Source organism: Streptomyces sp. NPDC034086 (genome assembly GCF_055575515.1).
The window spans coordinates 242769-256137 of the sequence record NZ_JBVISM010000006.1; the positions used below are offsets into that span (position 1 = coordinate 242769).

Sequence of the window (13369 nt, forward strand, 5' to 3'; positions counted from 1 at the left end):
TCCCGGTTGCCCCGGGTCACGCCTCCGGGGGACCGGACCGGTAGAGGGCGGCCAGGGCTTCGGCGCGCTCGCGGAAGCGGGCGCGCAGGGAAGCCGGGGCCAGCACCTCGGCTTCCGCGCCGAGCCGGGCCAGCTGGTCGAAGGCGACGTCCTCGGACTCCGCCGGCAGCTCCAGGGTGACCCGGCCGGCCGTGTCCGGGGGGCCCGCGGAGGCGAGGGCGTCCGCGAGGGCGGCCGCGTCCACCACGGCGGGGAGCCGCCGCAGCCCCCGGCCGGTCAGCCGGACCGTGACGCTGGTGCGCAGGAGGCCTCGGGCGAAGGCGGCCGCGCCGGCCTCCCAGTGCGCCGCGAGTTCGAAGGCCGGGTCGCGCGCGAACGGCCCCTCCGCCCCGCGAGCGGGGCCGAGGGCGGTGATCCGGTCGACGCGGTAGGTGCGCCAGCCGCCGTCGGGGTCCTCCCGCTTGGCGGGGACGCGGGCGACGGCGTACCAGGTGCCGGCCTTCAGCACGAGCCCGTACGGCTCCACCACCCGCGTCACGGCGGAGGCCGGTGCGCCGTCCCGGCCCGGCCACGCGTACGACAGTTCGACGGGACGGTCCGCCCACACCGCGCGGGCCAGCTCCGGCAGCAGTTCCGGGGTGGCGGGTTCGCGGAACCAGGCCGGGGCGTCGAGGTGGAAGCGGCGCACCGAGGACTCGGCGGCCTGGCGCACCGACGGCAGCAGGGTCGCGGTCAGCTTCAGCCGGGCGGTCTGCGCCGCCTCCGACAGGCCCAGGTCCCGCAGCGCCGAGGGCAGACCGGACAGGAAGAGCGTCTCCGCCTCGCTCGCATGGAGCGTGGTGAGCCGGGTCCGGTATCCCGCGGCGAGGAAGTATCCGCCGACCCTGCCCCGCTCCGACCGGACGGGGAGACCGGCCTCCTGCAGCGCCTGGGCGTCGCGGATCACGGTCCGCTCGGAGACCTCCAGTTCACGGGCGAGGGCGGCCGCGGTCAGGCCGGGGTTCGACTGGATCAGGAGGGCCATGCGGATCAGGCGGGCGGCACGCATCCTCCAAGGATCACCGACCCGGCGGACGAACGGGACGTCCTGCCGCCGCCGGTCCCGCGAGGGGCGCCCGGCTCAGCACTCCCGCTCGTACTCCACCTGGTCCAGCGGGTGGCCGTCCCCGAAGTCGAGGAGCCGGGCGGCGCCGGTCCCGGCGAAGCCGCACTTGGCGTAGAAGCGGCGCGAGCGCGGCGTGTCGCGCAGGGTCCACAGGTGCGCGCGGGCGAATCCGTCGCCGCGCAGGCGGTCCAGCGTCGCCTGCATCAGCACGGCGGCGACGCCGCTGCCCCAGCCGTCGGGGTGGCCGTAGAAGCTGAGGATCTCCGCGAGGCCCGGCCGGGTCGTGGAGGGGCAGGACCACGACATCGCCAGGGGCCGGCCGCCGGCCTCGGCCAGCAGGAGCGTCCGGGGGTCCTCCGCGAGCCGCGCGTGCCAGCGGGTACGCCGGCTGCGGACGCCCTCGGCCGCGAACTCGGGAGTGAAGAAGGGCGCGTACGCGGCCTCCCAGGCGGCGGCGTGGATCTCGCCGACGGCGTCCCCGTCGTCCGGGCCGGCGGCGCGGACCGTGATCACGCGGAGAGCGCCGGGGCGGCGCCGAGGGGGTGGCGGACCCACACGTTCGGCTCCACGTAGACCGCGCGGTCGTGAGCGGGCTCGCAGTGGACGGGGGCGAGCGCTCCCGGTACGCGGACCGGGCCCGGCTCGTCGAAGGGCAGGCCGGTCCACCGCCGCCACTGGTCGAGGGTGCCGCTGATGGTCATCGAGGCGGGGGCCACCGAGTCGATGACCGCCCCCGCGCGCACGTGGACCCGCAGCCACGGGTCGTGGGGCAGTCCGTCCTCGCGGGTCCGGTACGCGTACTCCGCCATCGGGGTGTCGGGCTCGGCGGGCTTGCCGCTCGGCCGGACCGGGGCCACCACCTCGGTGAACCCGGCCGCCCGGGCGCCGTCGCGCATGGCGGTGAGCATCCGGCCGGAGAGGCCCTCGCCCTGCCGGCCCGCCGCGACGGAGATCTCCAGGGCGCTGACCGTGTCGGGCCGGACCCCGCGCCGCTGGTCGGAGAAGGCCCACATCAGGACCCGGTCCCAGCCCTGCCCGGGCAGCACCCCGCCGCGCTCGGGCGTGTGGAGCGCGAAGGGCACGCTGAAGGCGCGGGCCACCACCGCTTCGCCCTCGGTGGCGATGAAGACGTACTCGGGGAACTCGGCGACCAGGCGCGGGTACAGCAGCCAGCCGATCGGGTCCTGCTGGGCGAAAGCGGGCCAGGAGTCCTCCATGTCCCAGAGCCGGGGGGCCAGTTCGGGGCGGCGGGCGAGGGAGGTGATCTCGATGCGGGTCATACCCGCAGGCTAGGGGCCGGTTCCCGGTCCCCTCAACGGATTTGTGCCTGCTCGGCCGCCGCGCCCGGCAGGCCCCCCGGCAGCGCGCCCCGCAGCCGCTGGACCGCCTCCACCAGCTCCCCCGGCCCCGAGACCCCGGCGAAGCTCAGCCGGACGTGGGCGGCGGGCGGTTCGGCGCAGAAGTAGGGGCGCCCCGGGGTGACGGCGACCCCGGCGCGCAGGGCCGCCGCCGCGAAGTCGGCGTCGTCGCCGCCCCCGCCGGGGCGCACCCAGAGCTGGAAGCCCCCCGAGGGCGGGAGGACCGGTCCGGTGCCGGGCAGCTCCCTCCGCAGGGCGCCGACGAGCACGTCGCGCCGGTGGCGCAGCTCGGCGGCGACGGCCCGCAGGTGCCGCGGCCAGGCGGGCGCGCCGACCAGTTCGAGGGCGGCTTCCTGGAGCGGCCGGGGCACGAAGAAGGAGTCGACGACCTGGATGGCCCGCAGCCGGTCCAGGACCGGGCCGCGGGCGGCGAGCGCACCGACCCGCAGGCTGGGCGAGGTGGCCTTGGTCAGGGAGCGGACGTGGACCACGACGCCGTCGCAGTCCTGGGCGGCGAGGGTGGCGGGCAGCGGTCCGGCGTCCTCGTGGGCGAGGTTGCGCGCGTAGTCGTCCTCGACCACGAAGGCCCCGGCGGCCCGCGCGATGCGCAGCACCTCGGTGGCGCGCTCGGCGGACAGGACGGCGCCGGTCGGGTTCTGGAACAGCGGCTGGCATACGAAGACGCGTGCGCCGGTGGCTTCGAAGGCGGCGGCCAGCAGCTCCGGCCGGACCCCGTCGGCGTCCACCGGGACGGGTACCGGCCGGCAGCCGGACGCGCGGGCGATGGCCAGCAGGCCGGGGTAGGTGGGGGACTCGACCAGGATCGGCGCGCCGGGTGGGGCCAGCGCCCGTACGGCGGTGGTCAGCGCGCTCTGCCCGCCGGCGGTGATGAGCACGTCGGCGGCGCCCACCGACCCGGCCGTTCCCCCGATCTCCCGGGCGAACCAGTCGCGCAGCTCGGGCAGCCCCTCCATGGGCGGCCGGCCCCAGGCCCCGGGGCGGCGTCCGGCGCGGGCCAGGGCCGCGGCCATGGCCCGCTCGGGCTGGAGCGAGTGGTGCAGGTAGCCGCCGTTGAGCTCGATGACCCCGGCCGGGGGCACGGCGAGGGAGTTGACCACCCCGGCGGCGTCCACGGAGCGCGGTACCACCTCCCCGGCGCCCTCGGAGCTGAGGGCGAGGGCCTGCCAGGAGGTGTCGCCGGGGGCGGGCTCGTCCGTACGGGGATGCGCGCGGAAGGCGCCGGCGCCGGGGCGGGTGACGACGAGGCCTTCGGCGGCGAGCTGCGCGAGGGCCCGGGAGACGGTGACGGGGCTGACCCGGTAGCGCTCGACCATGGCCCGGCTCGAGGGGAGCTTTCCACCCACCGGGTAGCGGTCGAGTTCCGACCGGAGGGATTCTGCCAGCTCCGCCACACTGCTACGCTCGTACATGACAGCACAGAATAGCGCTACTGGCCTCTCTCCGATAGCACTCCAGGTGGACGGCGGCGCCCGCGACGGCAGCGCCCGCGTACGCACGGGAACGCGCCGCGGTACCGCTCTGGCCCTGCTCGGGGTGGTCGCCTTCTCGCTGACCTTCCCCGCCACCGCCTGGGGACTGGAGAGCTTCGGCCCCTGGTCGCTCGTCGCCCTGCGCAGCGTGCTGGCCGCGGTGATCGCCGGCGGCTTCCTGCTGGCCGGACGGGTGCGGCCGCCGGCCCGCGCGCACTGGGCGGGCCTGGCCGTCGTCGCCGCGGGGGTGGTGGCCGGCTTCCCGCTGCTGACCACCCTCGCCCTCCAGACCTCCACCACCTCGCACGCCGCCGTCGTCGTCGGCCTGCTGCCGCTGACCACGGCCGCCCTGTCGGCCCTGCGTACCGGCTCCCGCCCGTCGGGCCGCTTCTGGGCGGCGGCCGTCGCCGGCGCCGCGGTGATCCTCGGCTTCACCCTGGCCCAGAGCGGCGGCTCGGTCGCGACGGGGGACGTCTACCTGTTCGGGGCGCTGCTGGTGTGCGCGGCCGGCTACACCGAGGGCGGCCGCCTGGCCCGCGCCATGCCGGGCTGGCAGGTGATCGGCTGGGCGCTGGTGCTGTGCCTGCCGCTGTCCCTCGTGGGCTCGGTGCTGGCGCTGGCGGCGGAGCCGGTCCACCTGAACCGGCACGGGGTGACCGGCCTGGTGTGGGCGGCGGCCGGCTCGACCTTCCTCGGGCTGTACGTCTGGTACCGGGGGATGGCCGAGATCGGCGCGCCGCGCGCCAGCCAGCTCCAGCTCGCCCAGCCGCTGCTCACCCTGGTGTGGTCGGTGGCGCTGCTGGGCGAGCGGCTGTCCCCGGCCACCCCGCTGACCGCCTGCGCCGTCCTGGTCTGCATCACCGTGACCCAACGGGTCAAATAGGCCCGGATCGGCCTAAACTTCTTGCACCGGATCGGACCGGCTCCGAGGGAGGTCAGCACATGCGCGCGACCGAGGGCGACCAGTTGGTGCAGCACGGCAGGATCGTGGGCCAGCACGACAGGGTGGGCGAGATCGTCGAGGTCCTGGGGGAGAACGGCGCTCCCCCGTACCGGGTCCACTTCCCGGACGGGCACGACGCCGTCATGTCCCCCGGCCCCGACTGCGTCGTGCGCCACCCGGACGAGTCAGGGGGCAAGGCCGCCCGGTGACTCAGGTCGGCGGCACCGCCGTCGGGTAGTGGTCGGCGACGACCCTGGCCAGCGCTCCGTTGGGGTCCGCGGCCACGTGCTTCCCCGAGAAGTACACGTGGCCGCGGACCTGCGCGTGCCGGCGGGCGAAGGTCAGGTGCCGGGACAGTTCCGCGGGGTCGCGCCAGGCGGCGACCGGGCTGCGGGCGTCGCACAGGTAGAGCGCCTCGCCCACGTACAGGTCCACGCCGGTGCCCGCGACCGTCCCCGCCCACCAGGGCACGACCGTCGCGTAGTCGGCCTGCGGGTGCCCGATGTACCAGTACGCCTGGGGCGCGATGTAGTCGACCCAGCCCTCCAGCACCCACTTGCGCGTGTCCGCGTAGAGGTCGTCGTACGCCTGGAGCGCCCGCGTGGCCGAGCCGCGCCGGTCGGTGCTCTGGTTGCGCCACACTCCGAAGGGGCTCACGCCGAACCGCACCGTCGGGTGGTCGGCGCGCAGCCGCCGCGACATCTCCTCGACGAGGGCGTCGGTGTTGTGACGGCGCCAGGCGGCGCGCGAGGTGAAGGAGCCGCCGTACTCCGCGTAGGCGTCGTCGTCGTCGAAGTGCTCCCCGGCGACGGGGTACGGGTAGAAGTAGTCGTCCCAGTGCACCGCGTCGACGGGGTAGCGGGAGACGGCGTCCAGCATCGCCTTCTGCACGAAGGCCCGCACCTGGGGCAGCCCCGGGTTGTAGTAGAGCCTGCCGCCGTACGCGACGGTCCAGCCGGGATTGCGGCGCGCCGGGTGCGAGGCCGCCAGACGGGAGGGATCGGTGTGGTGGGCCACCCGGTACGGGTTGCACCAGGCGTGCAGTTCCAGCCCGCGCGCGTGCGCCTCGGCGACCGCCGTGCCCAGCGGGTCCCAGCCCGGGTCGCGGCCCTGCACCCCGGTCAGCCACTGCGACCACGGCTCGTACGCCGAGGGCCACAGCGCGTCGGCGGCCGGGCGGACCTGGAGGACCACGGCGTTGAGCCGGCGCGCCACGGCCGTGTCGAGGAGCCTGATCAGCTCGGCGCGCTGCTCCCGGGCGGGCAGACCGCTCCTGGAGGGCCAGTCCACGTTCTGTACGGAGGCGATCCACATCCCGCGGAACTCCGCGGTCCCGGCCCGGCCCCCGGCGCCGGCCCGCGCCGGGAGCACCCCGGGCGGCGCCGCCGGTTCCCGCACCCGCGCCGCCGCACCGGCCGCCGCGGCCGGGCCCGCCGCCGTCGCGGCCAGCACGCCCGCGGCCCCCGTCAGCAGCCCCCGCCGTCCGATGTACGCCATGTGAAGACTCCGTTCCGCTCCGTGACATCGCTCTGCGTGCGCACAGCATGCCCGCCCCGGCCCGCCGCCGGAGGCAACGCCGGAGTAACGTCGTGGGGCGTGGCGGGCGCCGGGGTGCAGTTACCACTGCCGAACACGGGGGACCCGCGATGGATGAGCAGCGAAAGGCACGACGTGACGGACCTCTCTACCCTCCCGACCGACATCGCACGGGTCGGCGTGGTGGGCTGTGGCCAGATGGGCGCTGGCATCGCCGAGGTGTGCGCCCGCAGCGGTCTTGAGGTGAAGGTCGCCGAGACCACCGGCGAGGCCCTGGAGATCGGGCGCACCAGGCTGCACAACTCGCTGACCAAGGCCGCCGAACGCGGCAAGATCAGCGAGGAGGAGCGGGACGCCACCCTGGCCCGCCTCAGCTTCACCACCGACCTCGGCGAGTTCGCCGACCGTGACCTCGTCATCGAGGCGGTCGTCGAGAACGAGCAGGTCAAGACGGAGATCTTCCAGGTCCTGGACCAGGTGATCACCCGCCCGGACGCGATCCTCGCCTCCAACACCTCCTCGATCCCGCTGGTCAAGCTGGCCGTCGCGACCTCGCGGCCGGACCAGGTCATCGGCATCCACTTCTTCAACCCGGCGCCCGTCCAGCGGCTCGTCGAGCTGATCCCGGCGCTCACCACGAGCGAGGAGACGGTCAAGCGGTCCGAGGCCCTGGTGCGGGACGTGCTGAACAAGCACGCCGTCCGCGCCCAGGACCGGTCCGGCTTCGTCGTCAACGCGCTCCTCGTGCCGTACCTGCTGTCCGCGATCCGGATGTTCGAGTCGGGCATCGCGAGCCGCGAGGACATCGACAACGGCATGGAGCTGGGCTGCGCCCACCCGATGGGCCCGCTCAAGCTGTCCGACCTGATCGGCCTGGACACCATCGCCTCGATCGCCGATTCGATGTACGCGGAGTACAAGGAGCCGCTGTACGCCGCTCCCCCGCTGCTCCAGCGCATGGTCGACGCGGGCCGCCTGGGCCGCAAGACGGGCTCGGGCTTCTACCCGTACGGCTGAACCGCCCGGGGCGGCCCGGCCGCTGACGGCGCGCCGGGCGGGTCCCGGCCGCCCCGTCGGCGGCCGGGCCTCGCCACGCCCGCCGGCGGCGGCACGGCAGCCGGCCGGCGCCCTCACAGGGGAACGCGCAGCGCCCCGTCGATGGAGTGCGCGGTCTCCTCCGCGCCCGCGCATCCGCTGCTCAGCAGCTGCTCCCGGACGGCCCGCAGCCGGTCCCGCAGGCGCAGCGACTCCATCCCCCTGGCGCGTTCGGCCATCTCGGCCGCCGAGGCCACCGCCCGCTCGGCCTCGCCCTGCCGCAGCTGCACCTCGCACAGCATCGCGAGGCGGTGCACCCGCCCCCGGTCGTGCGCGGGACGCCCCACCGCCTCGGCCGCCTGTTCGTGCGCGCCGGCGAGGTCCCCCAGGCTCAGCAGCGCCTCCGCCACCTGTACGTTGACCAGCCCCGGCTGGACGTAGCCGGTCTCGGCGGGCTCGGCACCGGGCTCGATCCGCGCGGCGGCCGCCTCGGCGCGCCGGATGCAGGCCAGCGCCGCCCGCCCGTCGCCGAGCCGCGCGTACGCCTTGGCCTGCATCGCGTACAGGTCGGCGGCCAGTGCGGGGGTGGTGTCCCGGCCGGCGGTGCGCAGCGCGGCCTCGGCGAAGGCCACGGCCTGGCGGTGGTCCTTCAGGTGCAGCGACTGGTTGACGAGCAGGGCGATCACGTACGCCCCCAGCCCCCGGTCCCCGCTGGCCTTCGCGAGCCGCAGCGCCTGGTGGAAGTAGCGCTGGGCGAGGCCGTGGGCGTCGGAGTCGTACGCGCAGATCCCCGCGATCGCCACCAGCGAGCCGCCGGCCCGGTGCAGCGACCGGCCGACCTCGTCGGAGTAACTCCCGCGCAGCATCGGCGCGGTCTCGCTGCCGAGGAAGCGCACGATCCGGGCCCGGGTGGCCATCCCGCCGGCCCGGCGGTACATCAGCTCGTAGTGCGCCCGGGCGGCACGCAGGATCTCGATGTGCTCGGGACCGATGCGGTGCGGGCCCTCCCGGGACACGTCGGCGTCCTCCGGCGGGTTCTCCCACTCCCACACCGGGATGACGGCCGGGGTGCCGGTGAGGGCGTGCGCGGTGAGCTGTGCGGGCCGGCCCAGCTCGTCGGAGCGCCACAGCGCGGTGGCACGGTCGACGAATCCGCTGAGCCGGGTGGTGTGCGGGCTCTGCCGGCCGGGGATGCCGAACCCGATGTCGTCGAGTGCGACGGGACGGTGGAGCCGCCCGCCCAGCACCTCGCAGATCAGGTCGGGCACCTGGCCGCGGGGGCGCTGCCCCTTCAACCAGCGGGAGACGGCGGTGTGTTCGTAGCGCAGCGCGAGTCCACGGGACCGGCCGGCCTGATTGACGTGCGCGGCGAGTCCGGCGTGGGACATGCCCGCCTCGGCGAGGAGGGCGTCGAGCAGGGCATTGGGCTGCATGGGCCCCTCCAAGGGCTCGTCGCCCTCAGGCTAGTGGCTGAGCGGTGGGCGCGGGGGCGTTCCGCGTTTCCTTCACACGGGGTGTGAAGTGAGTGCGCGCATAAATGCGTTGCGCACCCTGCCGCGCGGGGCCCCGGGGGCGGTTCACTGAAGAGCCTCGCCAAGGAGGCAGCCCGGTCGTCGGCTCCCCCTCGTACAGTGCGACGACCCGGCACCGCGCCGCCCGCCCCTGCTGTCTGCCCGACACTCCATGGCAGGCGCGGGCGGCGCACCACGGCTCCGAGGGGTCCGGTTGGTCGCCGGGCCCGCCGGAGCCGGGCCGGTTCCGCACCGGGTCCGTCCACCGGCCCGGTGCGGAGCGGCTCCGCCGGTGACCCGGATCCGCCCGGCCCGTACCGCTCCCCCCCTGGCCGGGCGGGTCCGCACCGGTCGGCCGCGGCGCGGCACCCCGGGGGCGGCGTCGGCGGTGGGGCCGCCCTCCCGGTGCCGTGCACGGCGCGCACGCCCGCAGCCAGCCGCGCGGGTGTGCCCGTGCGCGGGCGCACCGCCGCGCGGAACGGTCCCCCGTCCGCAGGGTCCGGGGTGCCACCCGAACGGGTGAGGGGCGCGCCCGGTGATCCGGACGCGCCCCTCGGAGCGGTTCAAGCGTCGGAGGCGCTACGCGCCCCGCAGCACCGCCCCGGTCCGCTCGCCGGCCAGGGCCACCGCGGCGTCGCGCGCGGCCGTGGACTCCTCGGCGGTCAGCGTCCGGTCGGGCGCCCGGAAGCGCAGGGCGTACGCGAGGGACTTCTTGCCCTCGCCGACCTGCTCACCGGTGAACACGTCGAACAGCCGCAGGGACTCCAGCAGTTCGCCGGCGCCCTTGCGGAGCGCGTCCTCCACCGCCGAGGCGGGGACGGAGGCGTCCACGATCAGCGCGACGTCCTGGGTCGCCACCGGGAAGGTGGAGATCCGGGGCGCCCGCACGACGCCGCCGCCGGCCGCCGCGAGGCGGTCCAGGTCGAGCTCCATGGCGCTGGTGCGGGCGGGCAGGCCCATCGCCTTGACCACGCGCGGGTGCAGCTCGCCGGCGTGGCCGATGACCTGCTCGACACCGTCGAGGGTGACGACCAGCTCGGCGCAGCGGCCCGGGTGCCAGGGGCCGTACTGGCCCTGGCGGACGACCAGCTCCGCGCCGGCCTCGACGGCCAGCGCGCGGGCGGCCTGGACGGCGTCCGCCCAGCCGGCCGGGCGGCCCTTGCCCCACCAGCCGGCCTGCTCGCGGGCACCGGCCAGCACGACCGCGGCGTACCGCGGCTGCGCGGGCAGGGCCGCGTCGAGGGTGGCGACCTCCTCGTCCGTGGGACGCCGGTCGACGGGCAGCCGTACGGCGGCACCCGGCTCGGCGGCGGCACGGAAGACCGAGCCGGTCTCGAAGAGCGCGAGGTCGTGGCTGCCCCGGCTGTCGTTGCGGCGCAGCGCGCCGAGCAGACCCGGCAGCAGCGTGGTGCGCAGCGCCGGCTCCTCGTCGGAGATCGGGTTGACCAGCTTGACGACCTGGCGGCTCGCGTCGTGCGCGGGCAGCTGGAGCTGGTCGAAGACGGCCTCGCCGATGAAGGGGTAGCTCAGCGCCTCGACGTAGCCGGCGCCGGCCAGCGCGCGGCCCACCCGGCGGTGCAGCTGCTGGCGCGCGGTCAGGCCGCGGCCGGAGGGCACCTGCGGGAGGGTGGACGGGAGGTTCCCGTAGCCCTCCAGCCGGATGACCTCTTCGGCGAGGTCGTTGGGCTCGGCGAGGTCGGGCCGCCACGAGGGGACGGTGACGACGAGCTCGTCCTGGCCGTAGACGTCGCAGCCGATCTCCTGGAGGCGGCGCACGACGGTCTCGCGGCCGTACTCCATGCCCGCGACCCGGTCCGGGTGGTCCGCGCGCATCGCGATGGTGCGCGGGGCCCCCGGGGCGGTGAGTTCGGTGACGCCGGCCTCGGCGGTGCCGCCGGCGAGCAGCACCAGCAGGTCGACGGTCCGCTGGGCGGCCGCCGCGGCGGCCTGCGGGTCGACGCCCCGCTCGAAGCGCTTGGAGGCCTCGGAGGACAGCTTCAGGCGGCGGGCGGTGCGCGAGATCGACACGGAGTCGAAGTGCGCGGCCTCGATGACGACGTCGGTGGTGCCGGTGACGGCGCCCGTCTCGGGGTCGGTGACGGAGTCGGCGATCTCGGTGTTGGCGCCGCCCATGACGCCGGCGAGCCCGATGGGGCCGCTGCCGTCGGTGATGACCAGGTCCTCGGCGTCGAGGGTGCGCTTGACCCCGTCGAGGGTGGTGAGCTTCTCGCCCTGCTCGGCACGGCGGACGCCGATCGCGCCGTCGAGGCGCGAGCGGTCGTAGGCGTGCAGCGGCTGGCCGAGTTCCAGCATCACGTAGTTGGTGATGTCGACGGCCAGCGAGATCGGGCGCATGCCCGCCTTCTGGAGGCGGCGCGTCAGCCAGATCGGGGACCGCGCCTCGGGGTCGAGGCCGGTCACCGTGCGGGCGGTGAAGCGGTCGCAGCCCTGCGGGTCGGAGATCTGGACGGCGTAGCCGTACGAGTTCGGCGCGGGCACGTCCAGCAGCGCCGGGTCGCGCAGCGGCAGGCCGTAGGCGGTGGCGGCCTCGCGGGCCACACCGCGCATGGACATGCAGTAGCCGCGGTCCGGGGTGATGTCGATGTCCAGGACCTCGTCGATCAGCTGGAGCAGCTCGATCGCGTCGGTGCCCGGCTCGTACTCCGGCGGCAGCACGATGATGCCGTGCGTGCCGTCGTCGCCCATGCCCAGCTCCTCGCCGGAGCAGATCATGCCGTGCGAGGTCCTGCCGTACGTCTTGCGCGAGGCGATCGCGAAGTCACCGGGCAGCACGGCGCCGGGCAGCACCACGACGACCTTGTCGCCGACGGAGAAGTTCCGGGCGCCGCAGACGATCTCCTGCGGCTCGCCGGTGCCGTTGGCGGAGCCGACGTCGACCGTGCAGAACCGGATGGGCTTGCGGAAGCCCTCGAGCTCCTCGATGGTCAGCACCTGGCCGACGACGAGGGGGCCCTTGAGGCCGGCGCCGAGCTGCTCGACGGTCTCGACCTCGAGGCCGGCGTCGACCAGCTTGGCGGCCACGTCACGGCCGGTCTCGCCCGCGGGGAGGTCGACGTACTCCCGCAGCCAGGAAAGCGGGACGCGCATCAGATCTCACTCCCGAACGGCCGGGTGAAGCGCACGTCACCCTCGACCATGTCTCGCATGTCTTCAACGTTGTGACGGAACATCAGCATCCGCTCGATGCCGAAGCCGAAGGCGAACCCGCTGTACTTCTCCGGGTCCACGCCGCAGGCGACGAGCACCTTCGGGTTGACCATGCCGCAGCCGCCGAGCTCGATCCAGCCCTCGCTGGAGCAGGTACGGCAGGGGCGGTCGGGGTTGCCCACCGACTCGCCGCGGCAGACGTAGCACTGCATGTCCATCTCGGCGGACGGCTCGGTGAAGGGGAAGAAGTGCGGGCGCAGCCGGGTGGTGGTCTGCTCCCCGAAGAGCTCCTTGACCATGTGGTCGATGGTGCCCTTGAGGTCGGCCATGGTCAGGCCCTCGTCCACGGCGAGCAGCTCGACCTGGTGGAAGACCGGGGTGTGCGTCGCGTCGAGCTCGTCGGTGCGGTACACGCGGCCCGGGCAGACGATGTAGACGGGCGGCTTGCGCTCCAGCAGCGAACGCGCCTGCACTGGGGAGGTGTGGGTGCGCAGCACGACACCGGACTCGTCGCCCGCGGTGCCCTCGGGGCCCTGGACGAAGAAGGTGTCCTGCATCTGGCGCGCCGGGTGGTCGGGCGTGAAGTTGAGGGCGTCGAAGTTGAACCACTCCGCCTCCACCTCGGGGCCTTCCGCCACCTCGTAGCCCATGCCGACGAAGATGTCCGCGATGCGGTCCATCAGCGTCGTCAGGGGGTGGCGGGCGCCGGCGGGCACGCGGTCGTAGGGCAGCGTGACGTCCACCGCCTCCTCGACCAGCACCCGCTCGTCGCGCTCGGCCTCCAGCTGCACCGTGCGGGCCCCGAAGGCCTTGTTCACGGCGCCGCGGGCCTGTCCGACGCGCTTGCCCGCCTCGGCCTTGGCCTGGGGCGGCAGGGCGCCGATCTCGCGGTTGGCGAGCGCCAGGGGCGAGCGGTCGCCCATGTGCGCGGTCTTCGCCTCGCGGAGCTCGTCGAGGTCGCCGGCGGACGCGAAGGCGGCGAGCGCCTCGTCCCGCATGCGCTCGATCTCTTCCGGTTTCAGTGCCTCGACCTCGACAGGGTCGTACGACTTGTTCGGTGCCGACATCTCTTCCCGTACTTCCGATGGCTGGCTGGTGGGTCCCCGCGCGACCTGGATCGAAACGGCTCGGATCGATCGGCACAAGGACACAAAGGTGCCAAAGGACGAGTCTAAGGGCCGCCGGGGGTGGAGGAGCCCGTGGGCCGCCTGGCGAGACCGTCC

General features: G+C 75.1%; 11 protein-coding genes. 3 read left to right on the top strand and 8 right to left on the bottom strand.

Features of this window, described 5'->3' with window-relative positions:
- Positions 1-16 precede the first annotated feature (16 nt).
- From ACZ514_RS17610 to ACZ514_RS17625, 4 genes are all read right to left on the bottom strand, one after another.
- Entirely contained in the window at positions 17-1048 is a 1032-nt protein-coding gene (locus tag ACZ514_RS17610; RefSeq protein WP_469125088.1) for a helix-turn-helix transcriptional regulator, read from the bottom strand.
- Between the two features lie 72 nt (positions 1049-1120).
- Positions 1121-1618, bottom strand: a complete 498-nt coding sequence (locus ACZ514_RS17615; protein ID WP_469125089.1) for a GNAT family N-acetyltransferase — start codon at positions 1616-1618, stop codon at positions 1121-1123.
- Positions 1615-2385: an N-acetyltransferase gene (locus ACZ514_RS17620; RefSeq protein ID WP_468169254.1), complete on the bottom strand. Its 771-nt coding sequence runs from the start codon at positions 2383-2385 to the stop codon at positions 1615-1617. The genes ACZ514_RS17615 and ACZ514_RS17620 overlap by 4 nt, the downstream gene beginning before the upstream one ends.
- 32 nt (positions 2386-2417) lie before the next feature.
- Positions 2418-3893 (bottom strand): aminotransferase-like domain-containing protein, encoded by a 1476-nt coding sequence (locus ACZ514_RS17625; RefSeq protein ID WP_469125090.1) that lies wholly within the window; start codon positions 3891-3893, stop codon positions 2418-2420.
- Between ACZ514_RS17625 and ACZ514_RS17630 the strand changes: the two genes are divergently transcribed.
- Positions 3892-4836 carry a DMT family transporter gene (locus ACZ514_RS17630; protein WP_469125091.1) on the top strand — a complete coding sequence of 315 codons (945 nt, stop codon included), beginning with the start codon at positions 3892-3894 and terminating at the stop codon, positions 4834-4836. The genes ACZ514_RS17625 and ACZ514_RS17630 overlap by 2 nt on opposite strands.
- A gap of 59 nt (positions 4837-4895) precedes the next feature.
- Positions 4896-5105, top strand: coding sequence for a DUF1918 domain-containing protein (locus tag ACZ514_RS17635; protein WP_468169264.1), 210 nt, complete (start codon positions 4896-4898; stop codon positions 5103-5105).
- 1 nt (position 5106) lies between these two features.
- Here the strand turns inward: ACZ514_RS17635 and ACZ514_RS17640 are convergent, their stop codons facing one another.
- Entirely contained in the window at positions 5107-6393 is a 1287-nt protein-coding gene (locus ACZ514_RS17640) for a glycoside hydrolase family 10-like protein (RefSeq protein WP_469125092.1), read from the bottom strand.
- 153 nt (positions 6394-6546) lie between these two features.
- On the opposite strand from ACZ514_RS17640, the gene ACZ514_RS17645 reads away from it, so the two are divergent.
- The gene (locus tag ACZ514_RS17645) at positions 6547-7449 is read left to right on the top strand and encodes a 3-hydroxybutyryl-CoA dehydrogenase (RefSeq protein ID WP_388945032.1); all 903 of its coding nucleotides are present in this window, start codon (positions 6547-6549) and stop codon (positions 7447-7449) included.
- A 113-nt stretch (positions 7450-7562) separates the two neighbouring features.
- On the opposite strand, the gene ACZ514_RS17650 is transcribed toward ACZ514_RS17645, so the two are convergent.
- From ACZ514_RS17650 to pheS, 3 genes are all read right to left on the bottom strand, one after another.
- A complete protein-coding gene (locus ACZ514_RS17650; protein WP_469125093.1) occupies positions 7563-8900 on the bottom strand; it encodes a transcriptional regulator in 1338 nt (445 codons plus the stop codon).
- A gap of 657 nt (positions 8901-9557) precedes the next feature.
- Complete coding sequence (gene pheT / locus ACZ514_RS17655; RefSeq protein WP_468169273.1) at positions 9558-12086, bottom strand: phenylalanine--tRNA ligase subunit beta; 2529 nt, start codon at positions 12084-12086, stop codon at positions 9558-9560.
- On the bottom strand, positions 12086-13213 hold the full coding sequence (gene pheS / locus ACZ514_RS17660; protein WP_468169276.1) for a phenylalanine--tRNA ligase subunit alpha: 1128 nt from the start codon (positions 13211-13213) through the stop codon (positions 12086-12088). The genes pheT and pheS overlap by 1 nt, the downstream gene beginning before the upstream one ends.
- Positions 13214-13369 lie beyond the last annotated feature (156 nt).

Bases quoted from the DNA above. Each gene is read 5' to 3' on its own strand.
- ACZ514_RS17610 (WP_469125088.1), bottom strand. From the start codon at position 1,048: ATGCGTGCCGCCCGCCTGATCCGCATGGCCCTCCTGATCCAGTCGAAC.
- ACZ514_RS17620 (WP_468169254.1), bottom strand. From the start codon at position 2,385: ATGACCCGCATCGAGATCACCTCCCTCGCCCGCCGCCCCGAACTGGCC.
- ACZ514_RS17630 (WP_469125091.1), top strand. From the start codon at position 3,892: ATGACAGCACAGAATAGCGCTACTGGCCTCTCTCCGATAGCACTCCAG.
- ACZ514_RS17625 (WP_469125090.1), bottom strand. From the start codon at position 3,893: ATGTACGAGCGTAGCAGTGTGGCGGAGCTGGCAGAATCCCTCCGGTCG.
- ACZ514_RS17635 (WP_468169264.1), top strand. From the start codon at position 4,896: ATGCGCGCGACCGAGGGCGACCAGTTGGTGCAGCACGGCAGGATCGTG.
- ACZ514_RS17640 (WP_469125092.1), bottom strand. From the start codon at position 6,393: ATGGCGTACATCGGACGGCGGGGGCTGCTGACGGGGGCCGCGGGCGTG.
- ACZ514_RS17645 (WP_388945032.1), top strand. From the start codon at position 6,547: ATGAGCAGCGAAAGGCACGACGTGACGGACCTCTCTACCCTCCCGACC.
- ACZ514_RS17650 (WP_469125093.1), bottom strand. From the start codon at position 8,900: ATGCAGCCCAATGCCCTGCTCGACGCCCTCCTCGCCGAGGCGGGCATG.
- pheT (WP_468169273.1), bottom strand. From the start codon at position 12,086: ATGCGCGTCCCGCTTTCCTGGCTGCGGGAGTACGTCGACCTCCCCGCG.
- pheS (WP_468169276.1), bottom strand. From the start codon at position 13,213: ATGTCGGCACCGAACAAGTCGTACGACCCTGTCGAGGTCGAGGCACTG.